This is a genomic window from Rhodopseudomonas palustris HaA2 (assembly GCF_000013365.1).
GTDB classification, from domain to species: domain Bacteria; phylum Pseudomonadota; class Alphaproteobacteria; order Rhizobiales; family Xanthobacteraceae; genus Rhodopseudomonas; species Rhodopseudomonas palustris_J.
This window is the reverse complement of record NC_007778.1, coordinates 3,691,318-3,710,951: the sequence shown is the minus strand read 5'-3', so window position 1 is coordinate 3,710,951 and position 19,634 is coordinate 3,691,318. Positions and strand designations below refer to the sequence as shown.

General features: G+C 64.5%; 19 protein-coding genes. 9 read left to right on the top strand and 10 right to left on the bottom strand.

From position 1 onward, the window contains the following. Positions 1–11: 11 nt before the first annotated feature. Positions 12–1,721: an IlvD/Edd family dehydratase gene (locus RPB_RS16375; protein WP_011442127.1), complete on the top strand. Its 1,710-nt coding sequence runs from the start codon at positions 12–14 to the stop codon at positions 1,719–1,721. 12 nt (positions 1,722–1,733) lie between these two features. Here RPB_RS16375 and cowN read toward each other — a convergent pair whose 3' ends face one another. Then, on the bottom strand, positions 1,734–2,012 hold the full coding sequence (gene cowN, locus RPB_RS16370) for a N(2)-fixation sustaining protein CowN (RefSeq protein ID WP_011442126.1): 279 nt from the start codon (positions 2,010–2,012) through the stop codon (positions 1,734–1,736). A 151-nt stretch (positions 2,013–2,163) separates the two neighbouring features. Here cowN and RPB_RS16365 point away from each other — a divergent pair, with 151 nt between their 5' ends. The 3 genes from RPB_RS16365 (at position 2,164) to RPB_RS16355 (ending at position 4,865) form a co-directional block, all read left to right on the top strand. After that, the gene (locus tag RPB_RS16365) at positions 2,164–2,859 is read left to right on the top strand and encodes a DUF899 family protein (RefSeq protein WP_011442125.1); all 696 of its coding nucleotides are present in this window, start codon (positions 2,164–2,166) and stop codon (positions 2,857–2,859) included. A gap of 364 nt (positions 2,860–3,223) precedes the next feature. After that, the gene (locus tag RPB_RS16360; RefSeq protein WP_011442124.1) at positions 3,224–4,420 is read left to right on the top strand and encodes a DUF2778 domain-containing protein; all 1,197 of its coding nucleotides are present in this window, start codon (positions 3,224–3,226) and stop codon (positions 4,418–4,420) included. A gap of 130 nt (positions 4,421–4,550) precedes the next feature. Further along, complete coding sequence (locus tag RPB_RS16355) at positions 4,551–4,865, top strand: hypothetical protein (protein WP_011442123.1); 315 nt, start codon at positions 4,551–4,553, stop codon at positions 4,863–4,865. A 69-nt stretch (positions 4,866–4,934) separates the two neighbouring features. On the opposite strand, the gene RPB_RS16350 is transcribed toward RPB_RS16355, so the two are convergent. Further along, positions 4,935–5,183: a hypothetical protein gene (locus RPB_RS16350; RefSeq protein ID WP_041798292.1), complete on the bottom strand. Its 249-nt coding sequence runs from the start codon at positions 5,181–5,183 to the stop codon at positions 4,935–4,937. A 149-nt stretch (positions 5,184–5,332) separates the two neighbouring features. After that, complete coding sequence (locus RPB_RS16345; protein ID WP_011442122.1) at positions 5,333–6,085, bottom strand: SDR family NAD(P)-dependent oxidoreductase; 753 nt, start codon at positions 6,083–6,085, stop codon at positions 5,333–5,335. 106 nt (positions 6,086–6,191) lie between these two features. Between RPB_RS16345 and RPB_RS16340 the strand changes: the two genes are divergently transcribed. After that, positions 6,192–6,506, top strand: coding sequence for an ArsR/SmtB family transcription factor (locus RPB_RS16340; protein WP_011442121.1), 315 nt, complete (start codon positions 6,192–6,194; stop codon positions 6,504–6,506). 96 nt (positions 6,507–6,602) lie between these two features. Here the strand turns inward: RPB_RS16340 and RPB_RS16335 are convergent, their stop codons facing one another. After that, positions 6,603–7,079 (bottom strand): MarR family winged helix-turn-helix transcriptional regulator, encoded by a 477-nt coding sequence (locus RPB_RS16335; RefSeq protein WP_011442120.1) that lies wholly within the window; start codon positions 7,077–7,079, stop codon positions 6,603–6,605. A gap of 125 nt (positions 7,080–7,204) precedes the next feature. On the opposite strand from RPB_RS16335, the gene RPB_RS16330 reads away from it, so the two are divergent. Both RPB_RS16330 and RPB_RS16325 read left to right on the top strand, forming a co-directional pair. Further along, a complete protein-coding gene (locus RPB_RS16330; RefSeq protein ID WP_011442119.1) occupies positions 7,205–8,026 on the top strand; it encodes an alpha/beta fold hydrolase in 822 nt (273 codons plus the stop codon). Positions 8,027–8,075: 49 nt separating this feature from the next. Next, positions 8,076–8,852 (top strand): alpha/beta fold hydrolase, encoded by a 777-nt coding sequence (locus RPB_RS16325; RefSeq protein WP_011442118.1) that lies wholly within the window; start codon positions 8,076–8,078, stop codon positions 8,850–8,852. Between the two features lie 259 nt (positions 8,853–9,111). Here the strand turns inward: RPB_RS16325 and RPB_RS16315 are convergent, their stop codons facing one another. From RPB_RS16315 to RPB_RS16295, 5 genes are all read right to left on the bottom strand, one after another. Next, entirely contained in the window at positions 9,112–9,819 is a 708-nt protein-coding gene (locus RPB_RS16315; RefSeq protein ID WP_011442117.1) for a UPF0149 family protein, read from the bottom strand. A gap of 42 nt (positions 9,820–9,861) precedes the next feature. After that, positions 9,862–10,146: a HigA family addiction module antitoxin gene (locus RPB_RS16310; RefSeq protein WP_011442116.1), complete on the bottom strand. Its 285-nt coding sequence runs from the start codon at positions 10,144–10,146 to the stop codon at positions 9,862–9,864. A 317-nt stretch (positions 10,147–10,463) separates the two neighbouring features. Then, positions 10,464–11,612: a hypothetical protein gene (locus RPB_RS24225; protein WP_011442115.1), complete on the bottom strand. Its 1,149-nt coding sequence runs from the start codon at positions 11,610–11,612 to the stop codon at positions 10,464–10,466. Positions 11,613–11,863: 251 nt separating this feature from the next. Then, complete coding sequence (groL, locus tag RPB_RS16300) at positions 11,864–13,507, bottom strand: chaperonin GroEL (RefSeq protein WP_011442114.1); 1,644 nt, start codon at positions 13,505–13,507, stop codon at positions 11,864–11,866. 165 nt (positions 13,508–13,672) lie between these two features. Next, positions 13,673–13,990 carry a co-chaperone GroES gene (locus RPB_RS16295; protein WP_011442113.1) on the bottom strand — a complete coding sequence of 106 codons (318 nt, stop codon included), beginning with the start codon at positions 13,988–13,990 and terminating at the stop codon, positions 13,673–13,675. Positions 13,991–14,435: 445 nt separating this feature from the next. Between RPB_RS16295 and RPB_RS16290 the strand changes: the two genes are divergently transcribed. After that, on the top strand, positions 14,436–14,720 hold the full coding sequence (locus RPB_RS16290) for an usg protein (RefSeq protein ID WP_011442112.1): 285 nt from the start codon (positions 14,436–14,438) through the stop codon (positions 14,718–14,720). A gap of 31 nt (positions 14,721–14,751) precedes the next feature. Here RPB_RS16290 and RPB_RS16285 read toward each other — a convergent pair whose 3' ends face one another. Continuing rightward, positions 14,752–16,464: a hypothetical protein gene (locus RPB_RS16285; RefSeq protein ID WP_011442111.1), complete on the bottom strand. Its 1,713-nt coding sequence runs from the start codon at positions 16,462–16,464 to the stop codon at positions 14,752–14,754. A gap of 548 nt (positions 16,465–17,012) precedes the next feature. Between RPB_RS16285 and RPB_RS16280 the strand changes: the two genes are divergently transcribed. Next, positions 17,013–19,631 (top strand): EAL domain-containing protein, encoded by a 2,619-nt coding sequence (locus RPB_RS16280; RefSeq protein WP_011442110.1) that lies wholly within the window; start codon positions 17,013–17,015, stop codon positions 19,629–19,631. Positions 19,632–19,634: the final 3 nt, after the last annotated feature.

Sequence of the window (19,634 nt, the reverse complement as noted above, 5' to 3'; positions counted from 1 at the left end):
AGGATGACAGAATGGCCGACGGATTGCGCAAGGGGCTGACCAGCTACGGCGACGCCGGTTTTTCGCTGTTCCTGCGCAAGGCGTTCATCAAGGCGATGGGCTATTCCGACGACGCGCTGGAGCGGCCGATCGTCGGCATCACCAATACCCACAGCGATTACAATCCGTGCCACGGCAACGTGCCGCAGATCATCGAGGCGGTGAAGCGCGGCGTGATGCTGGCGGGCGCGATGCCGATGGTGTTTCCGACCATCTCGATCGCCGAGAGCTTCGCGCATCCGACCTCGATGTATCTGCGCAATCTGATGGCGATGGACACCGAGGAGATGATCCGCGCCCAGCCGATGGATGCGGTGGTAGTGATCGGCGGCTGCGACAAGACGCTGCCGGCGCAGATCATGGCGGCGGTGTCGGCGGATCTGCCGACGGTGGTGATCCCGGTCGGGCCGATGGTGGTCGGCCATCACAAGGGCGAAGTGCTGGGTGCCTGCACCGACTGCCGGCGGTTGTGGGCGAAGCATCGCGCCGGTGAGATCGACGAGGCGGAGATCGAGGCCGTCAACGGCCGGCTGGCGCCGTCGGTCGGCACCTGCATGGTGATGGGCACCGCCTCGACGATGGCGTGTCTCACCGAGGCGATGGGCCTGTCGCTGCCGATGAGCGCGACGATCCCGGCGCCGCATGCCGAGCGGTTTCGCTCGGCGGAAGAAAGCGGCAGGGTCGCGGCTGCGATGGCCAAGGCGAAAGGCCCGAAGCCGAGCGATCTGCTGACCCCCGCCGCGTTCCGCAACGCGCAAGTCGTGCTGCAGGCGATCGGCGGCTCGACCAACGGACTGATTCATCTCACCGCGATCGCCGGCCGCGTGCCGCATAAGATCGACCTCGACGGTTTCGACCGGATCGGCCGCGACGTGCCGGTGCTGGTCGATCTGAAGCCGTCGGGCGATCACTACATGGAGCATTTTCATCACGCCGGCGGCGTGCCGAAGCTGATGGCGCAGCTCGGCGAACTGATCGATCTCGACGCGCGGACGATCACCGGCGCGCCGCTGCGCGACATCGTCGCCAGGGCCGAACACGTGCAGGGCCAGGACGTGATCCGCTCGCGCGACAATCCGATCCGGCGCGAGGGCGGGCTCGCGATGCTCACCGGCAATCTGGCGCCGCGCGGCGCGGTGATCAAACACGCCGCCGCGTCGCCGCAACTGATGCAGCACACCGGCCGCGCCGTGGTGTTCGACTCGGTCGAGGACATGACGCTGCGGATCGACGATCCCGATCTCGACGTTGCGGCCGACGACGTGCTGGTGCTGCGCAATGCCGGGCCGCGCGGCGCGCCGGGGATGCCGGAGGCGGGCTATCTGCCGATCCCGATGAAGCTGGCGCGGGCGGGCATCAAAGACATGGTGCGCATTTCGGACGCGCGGATGAGCGGCACCGCGTTCGGTACCATCGTGCTGCACATCACGCCAGAGAGCGCGGATGGTGGGCCGCTGGCGCTGGTCGAAACCGGCGACCGGATCGCGCTGGATGTCGCGGCGCGGCGGATCGATCTGTTGGTTGACGAAAGCGAACTCGCGCGCCGCCGTGCCGCATTGTCGTCGTCAGCCGCGGCGCGGCCGACGCGCGGCTATGCGCAACTGTTTCACGACACCATCCTGCAGGCCGACGAGGGCTGCGATTTCGATTTTCTCACCGCAGCCGGGCGCAGCGAGCGTTGAGACGCGCCGCGCTCACATCAAGGTCACTTCCAGTTCTTCAAGCATCGCCAGCGTTTCGAGGTCGCCATTGTCCTCGAGCAACTCACGCAGCGTCGGCAGATAATTGTGCAGCACGCGCAGATCGTCGAGGCCCTGCTTCTCGCGCAGCTCGATGCGCTTCTGCGCAAAATACGCCCAGAACGGATTCTCCGCGGCGTCGATGTGTTTCTGCAATCGCGCCATCACGCGTTCGGATCGAACCTCCCAGTTGGAATTCTTGAAGCTGACGTAACGATCGAACGAACCCGACATTCCATACTCCAAAGCGGCGATAGCGGGCGTTGCAAGCAAGCGATATGCCATGCCGCACGCAATTCTCATGCGCGATTCTGTGCGAGCGATGTCGGATGGCGACGACGGCAATCGTCCTCGGATCAGCATCGTCGATCGGGAGGAGAACGCCATGAGCCTGAGGCCTGCTGCAGAACTCGCGCGTGAGGGTGAAGCCCGCTATCCCAACGAAAGCGCCGACTATCGCCGCGCCCGCGTGGCGCTGCTCGCCGAGGAAATCGAACTGCGCCGGCACATCGAGCGGGTCGCCGAGCAGCGCCGGCAATTGCCGCCGGGCGGGGAGGTGACCGGCCAATATGCCTTCGAGGGGGCGGGCGGGCGGACCGACTTCGCCGGGCTGTTTGGCGACAAGCCGACACTGGTTGTCTACAGCTACATGTTCGGCCCGCAGCGCGCCGAGCCGTGTCCGATGTGCACCTCGCTGCTCAGCGCCTGGGACGGCGAAGTCCCCGACATCACCCAGCGGGTGGCGCTGGCGATCGTCGCCCGGTCGCCGATCGAGCGGCTGGTCGCCTTCAAACGCGCGCGCGGCTGGCAGCACCTGCCGCTGTTCACCGATCTCTCCGGCGACTACAGCCGCGACTATCACGGCCTGACGCCGGACGGCGGCGACGACGCGGCGTTCAACGTGTTCAGCCGTCGCGACGGCACTATTCGGCACTTCTGGGGCGGCGAGATGTTCGCCACCAGCGCCGACCCCGGCCAGGACCCGCGCGGCGCGCCGGATCTGATGCCTCTATGGACCATTCTCGACGCCACGCCGGAGGGCCGGGGGACCGACTGGTATCCGAAGCTCAGCTACGGCTGAGTCGGCCCGGGGCGGGCCGCGGGGTGATGCGAGACCTGGCTCAGACGAAATTTTTCTCGGGCGGCTCGGTGGTTCCTGACCTGATGAGACCCGGAGGGGCGCGCCATGGAGGCTTCCGTAAGCTCCATCCAGATACCGTAGAACCTTCAAGAAGCACGATAAGTCATTGAAAATAGCTAAGTATTATCCAATCTGCAGCCGGTAACCAGTCGTTAACCATCGCGGCGCATGGTCGAATTCTGAACCGCTTAAGCGGCATTTAACTCAAACCCGCCTTAATCGCGCTCCTCTCTTCTGCCACATGCTTGTGCGGATTTCCGGTTGAAGCACCGCAGGCAATGGGGCAAGTCTGGATGCTGAACGAATGAGTGTCGGTACCGGGGCGCGTTCACTGCCCAACCATCGTGGGGCCCGCTATATGGGTTTTCGTAAGTCACTTGGCGCGATCGCCATCGCGCTGCCGGTGATGGGCTGCGTCTGGACGGTGTATGCCAACACCGTGGGCGCAAGCATCTATCCCAGCGTCGGCACTTGGGGCGAGGAGCCCGCCAGCCGCACGGATTCGCGTCCCGAGCGACCGAATTTCGCATCGCGTTTCGAGCCGCTGGCCGCGGCTGCGGAGAGTGCGCCACGCCTGATGGCGCATCTCGCCCTGAAAAACGCCATGGCCAAGCAGGGCGCTGCGCCGGTGCAGGTCGCTTCCGCCGATCCCGGCGACGTTCCCGTCACCGCCAGCGTGCAGGCCGCCAACGCTGCAGCGCCGCAGGCCAAGTCCGGTCACCGCTATTACGCGCTGCTCGACGCCAATTATTCGTTCGGTTTCGAGCCCGACAGGTTCAGGCCCGCGCAAAATAAATCGGCCGAGCCGGCCGCGGTCGATGCCGCCGGCAAGGCGGGAGCGGACGCGAAACTGGCGCTGGCCGTGCCGATGCCGCCGGAGCGCAAGTCGGTGGCCTCCCGCGTCGCGCCCGGCCCGACCCGCAACCCGTTCAGCCAGGAAGCGCTGGTGGCGCGCGCCAAGGCGGTGCTGATGGCGCAGAAGGCGGAGAGCAAGTCGAGCTTCTTCGAGAAACTGTTCGGCAAGCCCGACGCCCCGGCGCTGGCCTATGCGTCCGCCGAAGCCGGCGTGACCAGCACCGGCGAGCCGCGCGATCCTGCCTTCAGTCCGTCCGAGGACGACCGCTACACCGCAGTCTACGACATCACGGCCAAGACCGTGTACATGCCGGACGGCAGCAAGCTCGAAGCCCATTCGGGCCTTGGTCCCAAGATGGACGATCCGCGCCACGTCAACGTCCGGATGCACGGCGCGACGCCGCCGCACATCTACGACATGAAGATGCGCGAGGCGCTGTTCCACGGCGTCGCGGCGATCCGGCTGACGCCGGTCGGCGGCCAGGACTTGATCCACGGCCGCACCGGCCTGTTGGCGCACAGCTACATGCTTGGCCCGCGCGGCGACTCCAACGGTTGCGTCTCGTTCAAGGACTACAATGCCTTCCTGCAGGCGTTCAAACGCGGCGAGGTCAAACGCCTCGTCGTCGTCGGCAGCATGACCTGACGCGAGCAGCGCGGCCGAAGAACGGTTGCGCGATCGCTGTCCGTCTTCACTGCCTTCACAATGTGTGATCAGCGCGTCCGGAACTTCTGCCGGTCGCCGGGGATTGGTCGATCTTCATGGGAGGATCGACATGGCCATACGGACCATCACCGGCGTCGTTGCGCTCGCCACGCTGCTCGGCAGCGGCGCCGCTCTGGCTCAGGAGCAGGGGACCCAGGCGCAACGGGAAGCCTGCATGCCGGATGCGTTTCGGCTCTGCAGCCAGTTCATCCCTGACTCGTCCCGGATCGAGCAATGCCTGCGTGCCTCGGGGCCGCGGCTGAGCGAGGCCTGCTACGTGGTGTTCAATCCGCCGCAGGAGCAACGCGCGCCGGTCCGCACGGTCCGTCGTCAGATTCAGGAAGCCGAGCCGCAGCGCCGGTTCAGGGATTTCGACGAGGACTAGCAAGAAGCGCGACGGTCGTTCCAAAAGGCAGCGGCGGAGCATTGCGCTCCGCCGCGCCGTCGGAGGCGATTAGCGGCAGACGCGAACCGTGCGCACCACGCGGCGGCCCATCGGTCCGCGGCGCACTTCCTTACGCACGGTGCAGCGCGGGCCATGGCGGACGACGCGCCGCCGATCATAGCGCTGGGCCGAAACATCGGTCATCGGTGCGGCCACGGTGGACGCGGCCGGAGCCGGCGTTGCGGCCGATGCCGGCGCGCTGAATACGGCAAGACCCAGAGCGAACGCGGCGGCAATTCCGAAAGCAGTCTTCTTCACGAGGTTCTCCTTGGACGGGTGTTTGAAGCCTGGTCTAACGACCTCGTGCCAACTTCGTTGCCTGCCGATGAATTCAGCGTGAAGGAACTGTGGTGGAACGGGGGCGCTCTCCACTGCGCCGTGCAGCTGACGCGGGAGTGGGGTCACGCCTAGCGCGGGCCGCCGGTGACGTGCAGCGTTTCGCCGGTGACGTAAGAGGCGCCTTCACCGGCGAGGAAAGTGACGACGGCGGCGATTTCTTCGGCCTTGCCGACGCGGCCGAGCGGCGTCGTCGCTTCGACCCATTGCCGCATCGCGCCCTGGTCGTACCCGGCCGTCTTGACGCCTTCGGTGACGACCATGCCGGGATTGACCGCGTTGACGCGGATCTTGCGCGGCGCCAGCTCGCGCGCCAGCACTGCGGTGATCGCATCCACTGCCGCCTTGGTCGCGGTGTAGACCGCGGAATTCGGCGGCGCGAGGGTCGAGATGCCGGAGGAGATGTTGATGATGCTGCCGCCGGCCGCGCTGAACTGCCGGGCGGCCGCCTGCGTCACCAGCAGCAGGCCGAGCACGTTGAGATCGAACTGGCGGTGAAAATGCTCCGGCGTGATCGCGTCGAGCGGCAGCATGTCGTAGACGCCGGCATTGTTCACCAGCACGTCGATCGGGCCGAGTGCCTTCACGGTGGCATCGATCATCGGCTTGATCGCGGTCGGATCGGCGAGATTGCCGTGCACCGCAACGGCCTTGCCGCCGGCGGCCGCGATCTGCGCCACCACCGCGTCGGCGCCCTGTTTGCTGGAGGCGTAGTTGACGGCGACGGCGGCGCCTTGGGCGGCGAGCTGCAGCGCGATCTCGGCGCCGATGCCCTTCGACGCGCCGCTCACCAACGCCACCTTGCCTTGCAGAGTCTTGGTCATTGTCGATCGTCCCTTGTTGCGAACCGCCGGTTCCCGATTGGCTAGTTCAATAGTTCGGAAGTATGGGACTATTGAACCATGTCAAGGGACGGCCTATATCTTTTTCATGGTGCAGTTCGTTCATCCCGCGCGCGACGACATCTCGCTCGAAGGCGTGCTCGGTGCGCTGAGCGACCCGATGCGGCTGCGCATCGTCAAGGCGCTGCTGGCGGAAGGCGACTGCCTGTCCTGCAGCGCGGCGGCGCCGTGCCCCGAGATGGCCAAGTCGACGCTTTCGAACCATTTCCGCGTGCTGCGCGACGCCGGCCTGATCCAAACCACCAAGAAGGGCGTCGAAAACCGCAACACCGTGCGCGAGGCGGACATCAACGCAAGGTTCCCCGGGCTGCTGAAGGCGATCCTGAAACACGCGGGGGAGTAGGCCCGCGGGCTCAGCTGTCACGCGTCGACAGGTCACGCGCGCGACATGCCATGACGATCCGTTCGTTCGTCCAGCGCGCGGCCGCCTTCAACAGATTCAGGATTTAGTCTGGTCGTGAAGCCGGTCGCGGATGGCGTCGATCGCGGTCTTGATCGCCGTCACCGTCGCCTCGTCCAGCGCCACGGCCTGCGCGACGCATTGCATCACGTCCGCCGCCTGGCTCTGCAACGCCCGACCTGCGTCGGTCAAACGCAGCTGGACCTCGCGCTCGTCCTTCGGATTGCGCGTCCGGGTGACGAGACCGGCCGCCTCCAGCCGCTTGAGCAGCGGGGTCAGGGTGCTGGAATCGAGGAACAGGGCCTTTCCCAGCTCTTTCACCGCCTGACCGTCGCGGCGCCACAGCGTCATCATCACCAGAAACTGCGGGTAGGTGAGCTTCAGGCGGTCGAGCAGCGGACGGTAGAGCTGGGTGAAGGCGTGCTCCGCCGAATAGATCGAAAAGCACAGCATGTCCGAGACATCGGGCAGGGCTGGGGGCAGGGCTGGTGCGGACTTGGCGCGGGGCGAGGTCATGGCGTCTCCGATGTCCTTCCAAATAATTTGTGTGCGATTGATTTGCAAGCGATTGACAGCCTCGGTCCGTTATCCTAGATAGATCGCGCACAAAGCAATCGCGCACAAATAAAAGGACCTCGACCATGACCACGTTCACCACCCGCGATGGGACCCGGCTGTTCTACAAAGATTGGGGCACCGGCCAGCCGATCCTGTTCGCGCATGGCTGGCCGCTGTCGTCAGATGCCTGGGACCAGCAGATGCTGTTCTTCGGCGCGCAGGGCTATCGCGTGATCGCCCATGACCGGCGCAGCCACGGCCGGTCCGACCAGACCTGGGACGGCAACCACATGGATCAGTACGCCGACGATCTGGCCGAGCTGATCGCGGCGCTCGACCTGCGCGATCTGATCCTGGTCGGCCATTCGACCGGCGGCGGCGAGGTGGCGCACTATCTCGGCCGGCACGGCACGTCCCGCGTCGCGAAGGTGGTGCTCGTCGGCGCGGTGCCGCCGCTGATGCTGCAGACCGCCGCCAATCCGCACGGCACGCCGCTGTCGGTGTTCGACGGCATCCGCGACGGCACCGCCAAGAACCGGTCGCAGTTCTTCTTCGACCTGACCGTGCCGTTCTACGGCTTCAACCGCGACGGCGTCGCGAGCAACGACGGCCTGCGCGAAAACTTCCGGCGGATCGGGCTGCAGGGCGGCATCAAGGGGCAGTACGACTGCATCCGTGAATTCTCCGAGGTCGACTACACCGAGGACCTCGAGCGGATCGACCGGCCCACCCTGATCATCCACGGCGATGACGACCAGATCGTGCCGATCGACGCGTCGGCGCATCGCGCGGCAGAACTCGTCCCCAACGCGACGCTGAAGGTCTATCCCGGCGCCCCGCATGGCCTCGCCGAAACCGAAGCCGACCGTTTCAACGCCGACGTGCTGTCCTTCATCCGCGCCTGATCACATTCAATCTCCCCACCTCGAAACCCGCATCCGAAAGATCGTCATCATGTCCAAACTCTCCGCCGTCGTCGCGCTTGCCGCCTCGCTGTTCTCCGGTTCGGTCGTCGCCCAACCGGCCAAGTCCGACCACCCCACCATCGTCCTGGTCCACGGCGCCTTCGCCGACTCCTCGAGCTGGAACGGGGTCGTCTCGATCCTGCAGAGCAAGGGATACAAGACCGTCGCCGCCGCCAATCCGCTGCGCAGCGTGTCGAGCGACGCGCGCTACGTGTCCGACGTCGTCGCCAGCATCGCGGGTCCGGTGGTGCTGGTCGGTCATTCCTACGGCGGTCAGGTGATCTCGACCGCCGCCAAAGGCCACGCCAACGTCAAGTCGCTGGTCTATGTGGCGGCGTTCGCGCCGGAGGCCGGCGAGGCGGTGGCCGCGCTGGCGGGGAAATTCCCCGGCGGCACGCTCGGCGCGGCGCTGGCGCCTCCGGTCAAGCTCGCCTCCGGCGGCGTCGATCTGTACATCGATCAGGCCAAGTTCCGCGAGCAGTTCGCGCACGACGTGCCGGCGGCGAACACCGCGTTGATGGCGGCCGGCCAACGCCCGATCACCGAGGCGGCGCTGACTGAAAAATCCGGCGAGCCGGCCTGGAAGTCGCTGCCGTCGTATTTCGTGTATGGCGACGGCGACAAGAACATTCCCGCCAAGGCGCTGCACTTCATGGCCGGACGCGCGAATTCCAAGCACACCGTGGTGGTCAGCGGCGCCTCGCATGTGGTGATGGTGTCGGAGCCGCAGGTGGTGGCCGAGCTGATCGAAGAGGCGGCGAAGTAGCTTCCGTTGGTCTCGGGGCGGGCCGCAGCGGACAGCGCTGCGGCCCGCATCGCGTTGGGCTCTTCGCGTGCGACGATGCTGCGTCTGGGCCAGCCCTCGACCCGGACGCTGCTGCGGTTCGCCAAGGCGACCGGGCACCGGCTGAAGATCAGCTTTCAGCCGGTGAAGGGGAAGGGTTGATTTTAGGATGGGTTGGGCGGAGCGAGACCCATGCGGCGACTTGCGAAGGTGATGGGTTTCGCGAAGCGCTCAACCCATCCTACGAGTTCGCCTCGTTCGCTCCGCAGCAGCGCTTGTATTTCTTCCCCGAACCGCACGGACAGGGCTCGTTGCGGCCGATCTTGGTGCGCTTCTTGGTTGGCAGGGCCGGCGGCGTTGGCGGGCCCCATTCGATGGAGCGGGATGACTGGTCGGTGGCGGTCCGCCATGCGTTTAGCGAGATGATCCAGCCGGTGACTTTGGCGTCGGCGGTCTTGGCCAGGGCTTCGCGCTCGGCGTCGGAAATGTCCACCATCATGGCGGAGATGTCGGCCAGCTGCGTCAGGCTGTCGAACGCCGCGCGAGTCGCCTCGTCGGCAGTCTGTAGCAGCTCCCAGTGCTCCGGCCACATGTCCACGGCTGCTCCGAAGCCGTCGATCCACATCTCCCAGACCACGTCCCCCGTACCGATGCCGGGCATCAGCGGTCGGTAGCGCTCGGGATGGTCGGCCAGCGTCGCCGCGACTTCGTTGTAATGCTGCATGATCAGCGCGAACACGCTGTTGGCGTGATCGAGATCGGTGAACGGCGCCGGCTCGTCCGCGTCGCCGCCCCACACCGCCGGCAACCAGTCTCCGGGCTTGATCATCTCGGGGCAGACCAGTAGCGCGGCGATGAAGCCGTCGAGCTCTTCGAGCTGCAAGGCCTCGACGCCGATATCGGCGAGTTCGTTTTCGAGCTGCGCGAGATGGGGTGGGAGCTGGGGCATTGGTGATCTCGTTGCTGCGGTTATCGCGTGAGCGTCCGTCGTCTAGGCCACCGCGCGCGGCACGATGCTGTTGTAATCGGTCGACTGCTCGGCCTTGGACAAATCATGCGCCGCCTGCAGGTCGAGCCCGAACCGCGGGTCGGTGCCGAAGTAGCGACCGAGCCGGAGCGCGGTGTCGGCGCTGACGTCTCGGCTGCCGCGCATGATTTCGGTCAGGCGATTGGCGGGGACGCCGAGATCTTTGGCGAGCGCGCGAGCGGAGAGGCCGAGGGGAATGAGATATTCCTCACGCAGAACTTCGCCGGGGTGGGTGCGTAGCCGGGGCATGATGGTCTCCCAAATCGATGCAGATCATATATGATCCATCGAGCCCCGTCATTCCGGAGCGCGTGCCATTTCGGCGCGCGAGCCCGGAATCCATAACCCCTCGCGCCAGCGATGTCGTACTACGTCTACTGCGGTTCGCCAAGGCGACGGGGCATCGGCTGAAGATCAGCTTTCAGCCGGTGAAGTGGAAGGGGTAGATTGGTGGATGGGTTGAGCGGAGCGATACCCATGCAGCGACTTACGACGATGACGATTTCGCAAAGAGTTCAACCCCATCCTACGAGCTACGAGCATCTGCGGATGCGATGCGGAGTCTCTTACGGGTGAACGCGTTTGAAATATTTCTTAGGTGACCATCCATGTGATGCGCATCCGCAAATATAGTCGAAGAAGTCAAATTCAATCCATTTTCCATCAATGCGTCGGATCGCGACTTGCTCACCGAAGTCCACCTGTCCCATTGTTTTGGAATTGATTTTGCGTTCAGCCTTCACGGAAACTCGACGAACTGCCTGATAGTGCAGCCGTGGTACGATTTCGGACTCTTTTGCCCTCAGAATGCGTTCTATATCAATGCGAAGTGGATTGAGATGCTCTTCGATTACCGCGGTTTGTCGCTCAATGTCCTCGCCGGAGGCTGCATTTTGGTTGAGATAGAGTCCAACTAATGCGACTATGATAACGATGTACTGAAGGAGGCCATTGATTTCTGGAACCGAGTTGGCGGCGGATAGATATCGGCGAACTAATGAGGATACGTTATCAAGGTATTTCGTAGCGACTTCGTCCGATGGCGCTGTGGAGTCGTCAAACACCAAGTCGACTGCAGATACAGTGTCCAAAATCAAGGATTTGCCCATAACGCTATCGAGCGTCCCAGCGATTCGCGCGTATTCAATAGTCTCGTTTGCTAAGATCGAACCAATGATTGCTTTATACGGTGCTCCAGCTAGCACGCCTTTCAGATGGAGTAAGCTGCCTTGATAGTTGATTATCCCGCGTGCTGCCTGCAGGGCGGGGCCTTCAGCTACTTCGAGGAGTCTTTGAATTGCGGGATTATTGAACATTCCCCGTGCTGCGTGCATTGCCGGGCTGTTCGCGACTTCAAGGAGTCTTTGGATTGCTGAACTATTAGCGATTCCGCGTGCTGCCTGCATTGCCGGGCTATTAGCGACTTCAAGGAGCCTTTGGATTGCTGAATTATTCGCGATTCTCCGTGCTGCGTGCATTGCCGGGCTGTTAGCGACTTCAAGGAGCCTTTGGATTGCTGAATTGTTCACGATTCCGCGTGCTGCCTGCATAGCGGGGCTGTTAGCGTCTTCCAAGAGCCTTTGGATTTCTGAATTGTTGCTCATCCCAAGTGCTGCCCGTATGGCAGAGTTGGTCGCCATCTCGCTCGCCGTCTTAAATGCAGAGATGTCGATTGCGCCATATCTTGGAGAACGAATTGAGGAATTGTCGATCATCTAGTTCACCAGGAGGGAATTGACCGCGCGGGATATCGGAGAATCAAGCAAGAGTAATGGCTTTGAAGCGTGGCTCAATCCGAGTCTCGATCGATTAACGGGAATATTCTCCGTTTCCGCTTATCATGGTGCCTCTGCTGCCGGATTCCGCTTCGCTTCATCCGGGCTACAGGCCAATTCCCCAAACAAAAACCCCGGCGTTTCCGCCGGGGTTCTGCATTGCGTAGTTCGCTTGCGCGAGAGTGGCTGGATCAGAAATCCATGCCGCCCATGCCGCCGCCCGGGGGCATGCCGCCGGCGCCGGCGCCGCCCTTCTTGGGCAGCTCCGCGATCATGGCTTCGGTGGTGATCAAGAGCGCCGCGACCGAGGCCGCGTTCTGGATCGCCGCACGCACGACCTTGGTCGGGTCGATGATGCCCTTCTTGACCATGTCGCCGTATTCGCCGGTCTGGCTGTCGAAGCCGTAGTTGTACTGATCCTTCTCCAGCACCTTGCCGACGATCACCGAACCGTCTTCGCCGGCGTTGATGGCGATCTGGCGGGCCGGGGCGGAGAGCGCCTTGCGCACGATCTCGACGCCGGTCTTCTGGTCGTCGTTCGCGGTCTTGATGCGCTTGAGCTGCTCGGAGGCGCGCAGCAGAGCGACGCCGCCGCCCGGGACGATGCCTTCCTCGACCGCAGCGCGGGTGGCGTGCATCGCGTCGTCAACGCGATCCTTGCGCTCCTTGACCTCGATCTCGGTGGCGCCGCCGACGCGGATCACCGCGACGCCGCCGGCGAGCTTGGCCAGGCGCTCCTGCAGCTTCTCGCGATCGTAGTCCGAGGTGGTCTCCTCGATCTGCGCCTTGATCTGGGCGACGCGGGCTTCGATGTCGACCTTCTTACCGGCGCCGTTGACGATCGTGGTGTTCTCCTTGTCGATCATCACCTTCTTGGCGCGACCGAGCATCTGGAGCGTGACGTTCTCCATCTTGATGCCGAGGTCTTCCGAGATCGCCTGGCCGCCGGTCAGGATCGCGATGTCCTGCAGCATCGCCTTGCGGCGATCGCCGAAGCCCGGCGCCTTGACGGCGGCGACCTTCAGGCCGCCACGCAGGCGGTTGACGACGAGGGTGGCGAGCGCTTCGCCTTCGACGTCCTCAGCGACGATCACCAGCGGCTTGCCGGTCTGCACCACGGCTTCGAGCAGCGGCAGCAGTTCGTTGAGGTTGGAGAGCTTCTTCTCGTTGATCAGGATGTAGGCGTCGTCGAATTCGACGCGCATCTTGTCGGCGTTGGTGACGAAGTAGGGCGAGATGTAGCCGCGGTCGAACTGCATGCCCTCGACGACGTCGAGTTCGGTCTCGAGCGACTTGGCTTCCTCGACGGTGATGACACCCTCGTTGCCGACCTTCTTCATCGCGTCGGCGAGGAACTTGCCGATTTCCGCGTCGCCATTGGCCGAGATGGTGCCGACCTGGGCGATCTCGTCGTTCGAGGTGACCTTCTTGGAGTTCTTGACGAGGTCGGCGACCACGGCTTCCACAGCCAGGTCGATGCCGCGCTTCAGATCCATCGGGTTCATGCCGGCGGCCACCGACTTGGCGCCTTCACGTACGATCGCCGCGGCCAGCACGGTCGCGGTAGTGGTGCCGTCGCCGGCGAGATCGGCGGACTTCGAGGCCACTTCGCGCACCATCTGGGCGCCCATGTTCTCGAACTTGTCCTCGAGCTCGATCTCCTTGGCGACGGTGACGCCGTCCTTGGTGATGCGGGGCGCGCCGAACGACTTGTCGAGCACGACGTTGCGGCCCTTCGGGCCGAGCGTGACCTTCACGGCATTGGCGAGAATGTCCACGCCGCGCAGCATGCGGTCGCGGGCGTCGACGCCGAATTTGACTTCTTTAGCGGACATATGAGGTTTCCTTGGTTGGTTGCGTCACCCTGAGGTGCGGGGCAACGAAGTTGCCGAGCCTCGAAGGGTGATGAGTTGGACGATCAGTGGTCGGTCGTCATCCGTCGAGACGCCCAGGCTTCGCTCTTCGAGCTACGCCGCGGCTCCTCAGGATGACGGCCGTGCTCAGGCCGCCTTCTTCTTGGCGGGCGCGACGTCGGTGATGACGCCCATGATGTCGCTTTCCTTCATGATCAGCAGCTCTTTGCCGTCGATCTTGACTTCGGTGCCCGACCACTTGCCGAACAGCACCCGGTCGCCGACCTTGAGGTCGATCGGGATCAGCTTGCCGGCTTCGTCGCGGCCACCCGGGCCGACGGCGACGATTTCGCCCTGCGAGGGCTTTTCCTTGGCCGAGTCAGGAATGATGATACCGCCAGCGGTCTTCTCTTCGGCGTCGATGCGCTTGACCACGACGCGGTCGTGAAGCGGACGGAAATTCATGCAAGTCCTCCTAAGTTTCTGAAGCGTTTTCAGAATTTCTGGAAATTAGCAGTCGTGCCCGGCGAGTGCCAGACCGACATTGAGGAGATAATCCAGCACCTTCGGGGAGACAAGGGTGGATAGCAGAAAAATTGGCACTCGGGGGGAACTTCTGCCAATTCCGCGCGCCAGGCTTAACGCCGGCGCCGCCAAGGCCGGCCGGCGGTTAACCCCCGGCCCGCTGCTAGCACTTCCCCTAAGTCGCTGCTAATGCTGACTTATTGCACACAACGTTAAACTTTTGGGCTTGAGATAGGTTACTTCGTTACGTCACAATTGAAGCAGCCCGGCCGGCGGAAGTGGACACCGGTCCCCGGCGGGCGGTCAGGACAGGCAGTAGGGCACATCGACGACGCGAGCCGGACACCACTTTTGCTGAATGCGCTCTACCCCCGAGGAGGTTGGCATGGACGGACAAGGTGCAGTCTCTGAAGACTTCAGGAAACAGGTGCTCGGCTATGGTTTGACGACGGCGGAAATTCTGTACCGCCGGCCGGATCGCAACTGGCTGCTGCAGAGCTACACCTGGCAGAACTACGACCTGTTTCCGCACTTCCCGGCACTGAAGGATTTCCTGTCGTTCTGGGAGAAGGAGCTCGAAGGGCCGCTGTTTTCCGTCACCGTCGCGCATTCGAAGCTGATCAAGCCCGCCGAACTGCGCGCCGTCGACGGCGTGTTCCGGCTGCATTGAACCGGCGACTTCGAGCGGCGGAGGCACTCGCTCAGTCGGCCCGCGGGGCGGCGTCCGCCGTGGGCCGCAACGCCGGCGGGGTCGGGTCGTAGGCCGACCAGACCTGCGTGTCGCGCTGATACTGGCAGATTCGCTGCGTCACGCCGGCCTGCTTGATCCAGCGCCGCAGCGCGTCGTCGTAGTCCATCTTGATGTCGTCGAGCCGCCAGCCCGGCGGCGACCAGCCGGAATTGCCGTTGATGGTCGGCAATCCGAGCCGCATCGAGATCCACATCGCGTCGACTTCCTTGAGCGAGATGTCGGACGGCGGTCCGGCATTCACCACGAACACTTCGCAGTCCGCCGGCGGCGCCGGCACCGCGTCGAGCCGCGCGAATTCATCGCGACGTGACAACTCGCCGGGCTGCAGATTGATCTGTTCGACCAGGCACACCGCCAGCAGCAGCCCCGCGATCGCCTGTCGCGCGCGCAGCCGGCCGAGCGGCGCGGTCGTGATCCAGTGTTGCAGCAGCACGGCCAGTCCGACGACCAACCACAGATGCACCAGCAACTGGATCCGTCCGGCGGCCCGGATCGCCACGGCGCCAGGCACGATCTTGTAGGGAATCCAGAACACGCTGACCGAGCCGATCCGCAAGGTTAGCAGCCAGGACAGCGCCCAGACCGCGATGCAGGCGATGCCGAGAACGAGTTGCCACGGAACGGCCTGGCCTGGCCGGCGCGCCTTGCGCACGACATAGGCAAGCCCCAGCACGAACGCCGTCAGCAGCGGCGTGACCGCGAGAACGCGCTCGTGGTCGACCTTGCCGAGCAGTCGCTCGACCAGCCAGCCCCAGACGAGGTTGGTGTGGCTGACGTTGATCAGGTCCTTGGGAAACGGCGCGAAGCTGAGATATTCGCGAAACGTTCGGCCCGACAATTCGTGCAGCGCGGGCAGGTAGATCATCAGCAGCGGGACGATGCCCACTGCGAATCCGATCGCCGCGGCTGCGAGCAGCGCGCTGCAGGGCCGGATGTTGGTCCAGACCATCGACACCATGGCGCGGCCGCGCATCACGGCGACGGCGGACAGGGCGAACAGCGCGGTGAACACGAACAGCCATGCGATGTAGAACAAGGTCGAGAACAACAGGCCGAACAGCAGCCCGGTCAGTCCGGCGCGGACCAGCGACCATTTCGTCGGCCGCGGGAAATCCTCGATCGCCCACAGCGCCAGCAGCACGATGCAGGGGACGTAGTACAGCGCGAAGAAATTCGGATGCGCTTCCGCGGTCTTGACCATCAGATTGTTGGGAAAGGTGATCAGCACCGCGGCGCAGATCGCGATCGCGGGCGACAATCCGAGATAGCGAACGAGGATCACCAGGCTGGCGACGAAGCAGACCAGCGACAGCGCGATCGCCAACACCTGCGAGGCGACGAAAGCATCCAGTTCCAGCGCGCGCAACGCCGAATAGGGCAGGATGTCGAGCAGGAACGCGTCGGTGTAACCGAGCACGTTCTTCTGCGGAAAATAGAACGGCGGTGAGAGGAATTCGGCGCGGCCGCGCAGCGCGTTGAACAGATGCTCGTGCAGATAGGCGATCAGCCGCCCGTCGCCGGGGCTGCCGAACACCAGATCGAACGACGACAAAAGGCTGGAACGGAAAGCGATCGCGGCGGCGGCGGCCCAAGCGACGAATCCGGCGAGGATGGTGCGCAGCCCGAGCGAGCGCGCCTGATCCCGCAACGATGCAACAGGCAATCCGATCTCCGTGTATCGCGTGACGGCTGATCGATTGCGCAGGGGAAGTCCACTTGGTCGCGACACTCAGCTCGTTGGCTGCACAGTGACGGTATCATTGAGGAGAAACGAAGGATTGCCCGAGGTCCGGCGAGTTTGCATTTTGGCTATATTCGACAAGTAGTTAGCGGCAACCGCGATGCAGGTCGCGGCGTCGCTCGACGGGCGCCTGTTTCGCCACATTGCTCTGAGGGCGCTTGCGGCAAACCTGCGGCAAACCGGGAGCAAACCTGCGGCGCCGTCACTGTCGTCACCTCGGGCCCGCGCGCGTCCGGATCGGGTGTCGATCGGTCGTCGCGCCGCGATCTTCGCTCACGCTTCGGTCGTGCGTGGGGCGGTCGCGCCGTTTCGTCGCCGCCGGCAACGGATTCGTAAGGATGAAACGTCCCGGGCGTGGAGCCGGCGATCGAACCAACTCAATACTCATTTTTCGAGATGATACGTAGTTCGATGACGCCTGAATCGCGTTCGGGTGACCAAGTAGATTCCACAGGTAGCAGGACTGAACGATGGAAGTCGGAGATAGTTTGTCGGCGGACGATCGCGACGTCCGGCTCGCCGCGCTCGAGCGCACGAGGGATGCCGTGGTGATCGTCGATCACGACGGTCACCTGCGCTATGTCAACGCGGCGGCGGAGTCGACGTTCGGGCTGGACCGGACCGGGCTGCTCGGCCGGGCTGTCGGCGCGCTCGGCCACGACGAGTTGGGCGCACGCATCGTGCAAGCGGCGTTCGCAGCGGTCGATCCCGATCGCCCGCTCGGCCAAGCCGGTTTCGAAATCACCATCGGTCGCCAGGACCGTCGTGCGGTTCGCGCCGCGGTGTCGGTCTCGCGGGCGCAGGTCGGGAGCGGCGATTACGCCATCGCGTTCGTCCGGGACATCACGCAGGAAGTCGAACAGCGCGAGGGGATTGCGGCGCTGATGACGGTCGCCGAACGCGCCAGCCGCGCCGTCCTCGTCACGGATCGCGACGATATCATCATCTATACCAACCCGAGCTTCACGCGTCTGTTCGGATACTCCGCCGAGGAGACGAAGGGCCGGCACGCCGGTGAATTGCTCGCGGGCCGCCATTCGAACCGCCGGACGATCGCGAGCCCGGCGCCCGACATCGACGACGAGGGCAGCGAGCAACAGATCCTGCTCTACGCCAAGGACGGCGGCGAGATCTGGGTCTCCGCCGAGGTCAAGGGACTGCGCGACGGGCGAGGGGTCGCGTTGCTGACCGACATCTCGGAATCCGTGCAGTTGCGGACGCTGCAGCAACTGACGCTGAGCGCACTGGCCGATGAAATCCCGATCACCGAGCTCGCGGACCGGATGTGCAGGTTCGTCGAGAAGATCGCGCCGGACGTGGTGTCCTCGCTGCAGCAGATCGAGTCCGGGTTGGTTCGCCCGCTCGGCGGCCCGGGCCTTCCCGACGAATACTCCCGCGCTCTGGACGGCGTCGCGATCGGTCCGGAGAAGGGGTCTTGCGGGACCGCAGCCTATTTCGGCAATCCGGTCTTGGCGATCGACATCGACACGGATCCGCGCTGGCAGCCGTTCAAGGCGCTGCCGCTCGCCGCCGGTCTGCGCGCCTGCTGGTCGTCGCCGATCAAGGCCAAGGACGGCCGCGTGATCGGCACCTTCGCGTTCTATTTCAGGGAATGCCGCGCGCCCAGCCGCTGGCACGAGCGGATCGTCGACGCTTGCGTGCATCTCGGCGCGCTTGCGATCGAGCGCAAGGAAGCGCGCGCCCAGATCGCGCGGCTCGCTTATTACGACATGCTGACGGGCCTGCCGAACCGCGCGCGCCTGCGCGATCTGATCGCCCAGGCGACCGGGACCTGTCCGCCGGGACAGCACGTCGCGCTGGCGTTCCTCGACGTCGACAATTTCAAGGACGTCAACGACACGCTCGGCCATGCCGCCGGCGACGATTTCCTGGTGGCGTTCGCACAGCGTCTGCGCGAGCAGATTCGGCCGTGCGACATGCTGGCGAGGCTCGGCGGCGACGAGTTCGTGATCGTGATGCCGGGACGCAACGCATCGGAAGCCGGGCTCGTCGCGTCGCGAATTGCCGAGGCCCTGGCGTTGCCGCTCGGGATCGGAACCTGGCAGGTGCCGATGTCCGCCAGCATCGGCATCAGCCTGTATCCGGACAACGCCACCGACATCGATGTGTTGATCAGGCAGGCCGACACGGCGATGTACCAGGCCAAGCGCAGCGGCCGTTCGACCTATCGCTTCTTCAGCGAAGACATGAACGGCGCGGCCGAGGAACGGATGGCCTACAGCGCGGCGTTGCGCAACGCCATCACGTTCGATTTGCTCGAGCTGCACTATCAGCCGCAGATCGGGACCCGCGACGGCGCCATCCACGGCGTCGAGGCGCTGGCGCGCTGGAACGATCCCGTGCTCGGCGCGGTGTCGCCGGCGAAGTTCATTCCGCTGGCCGAAGAGTGCGGGCTGATCGAACAGGTCGCGCTGTGGTCGATCCGCGCCGCTTGCCGGCAGATGGCGGCGTGGCGCGCGCTGGGGCTCGATATTCCTTGCGTCTCCGTCAACCTGTCGCCGATCAATTTCCAGAATCCGAATCTGGCCGATTTGGTGTCGGATATTCTCGCCGAGCTCCGCCTGCCGCCGGAGGTGCTGATGCTCGAAGTGACCGAGGGCGTGATCCAGAACGAACGTTCGCTGGCGATCGAGACCATGAACGCGCTGCGCAGGCTCGGTGTCGGATTGTCGCTCGATGATTTCGGCACCGGCTATTCCAGTCTCAGCCAGCTTGCGCAACTGCCGATCCGCGAATTGAAGATCGACCGCGGCTTCATGCGCGACATCGCGCACCAGTCCAGCGCGCGGGCGGTGGTGACCGCGGTGGTTCGGGTCGGCCAGAGCCTGCAACTCAGCGTGATCGCCGAAGGCGTGGAAACCGACGAGCAATTCGCCTTGCTGGCGGAACTGGGATGCGATGCCGTCCAGGGATTCCTCTACGCCCCGGCGCTGACGCCGGCGGCCTTCGAACTCTGGCTGGTCGACTACAGTGCCCGGCGAGGCGCGGCGATGTCGAAGCGCGTCGCCGGCGCGCCGATCCCGGCATTGCCCGAGCTTCGCGCCGCCGCCATGCGGCGGCTGGGTTAGCGC

Coding starts and splice junctions, on each gene's coding strand:
- RPB_RS16325 (WP_011442118.1), top strand. CDS start 8,076: ATGTCCAAACTCTCCGCCGTCGTCGCGCTTGCCGCCTCGCTGTTCTCC.
- RPB_RS16315 (WP_011442117.1), bottom strand. CDS start 9,819: ATGCCCCAGCTCCCACCCCATCTCGCGCAGCTCGAAAACGAACTCGCC.
- RPB_RS16290 (WP_011442112.1), top strand. CDS start 14,436: ATGGACGGACAAGGTGCAGTCTCTGAAGACTTCAGGAAACAGGTGCTC.
- RPB_RS16360 (WP_011442124.1), top strand. CDS start 3,224: ATGAGTGTCGGTACCGGGGCGCGTTCACTGCCCAACCATCGTGGGGCC.
- RPB_RS24225 (WP_011442115.1), bottom strand. CDS start 11,612: ATGATCGACAATTCCTCAATTCGTTCTCCAAGATATGGCGCAATCGAC.
- RPB_RS16340 (WP_011442121.1), top strand. CDS start 6,192: ATGGTGCAGTTCGTTCATCCCGCGCGCGACGACATCTCGCTCGAAGGC.
- RPB_RS16335 (WP_011442120.1), bottom strand. CDS start 7,079: ATGACCTCGCCCCGCGCCAAGTCCGCACCAGCCCTGCCCCCAGCCCTG.
- RPB_RS16355 (WP_011442123.1), top strand. CDS start 4,551: ATGGCCATACGGACCATCACCGGCGTCGTTGCGCTCGCCACGCTGCTC.
- cowN (WP_011442126.1), bottom strand. CDS start 2,012: ATGTCGGGTTCGTTCGATCGTTACGTCAGCTTCAAGAATTCCAACTGG.
- RPB_RS16345 (WP_011442122.1), bottom strand. CDS start 6,085: ATGACCAAGACTCTGCAAGGCAAGGTGGCGTTGGTGAGCGGCGCGTCG.
- RPB_RS16375 (WP_011442127.1), top strand. CDS start 12: ATGGCCGACGGATTGCGCAAGGGGCTGACCAGCTACGGCGACGCCGGT.
- RPB_RS16310 (WP_011442116.1), bottom strand. CDS start 10,146: ATGCCCCGGCTACGCACCCACCCCGGCGAAGTTCTGCGTGAGGAATAT.
- RPB_RS16330 (WP_011442119.1), top strand. CDS start 7,205: ATGACCACGTTCACCACCCGCGATGGGACCCGGCTGTTCTACAAAGAT.
- groL (WP_011442114.1), bottom strand. CDS start 13,507: ATGTCCGCTAAAGAAGTCAAATTCGGCGTCGACGCCCGCGACCGCATG.
- RPB_RS16280 (WP_011442110.1), top strand. CDS start 17,013: ATGGAAGTCGGAGATAGTTTGTCGGCGGACGATCGCGACGTCCGGCTC.
- RPB_RS16365 (WP_011442125.1), top strand. CDS start 2,164: ATGAGCCTGAGGCCTGCTGCAGAACTCGCGCGTGAGGGTGAAGCCCGC.
- RPB_RS16295 (WP_011442113.1), bottom strand. CDS start 13,990: ATGAATTTCCGTCCGCTTCACGACCGCGTCGTGGTCAAGCGCATCGAC.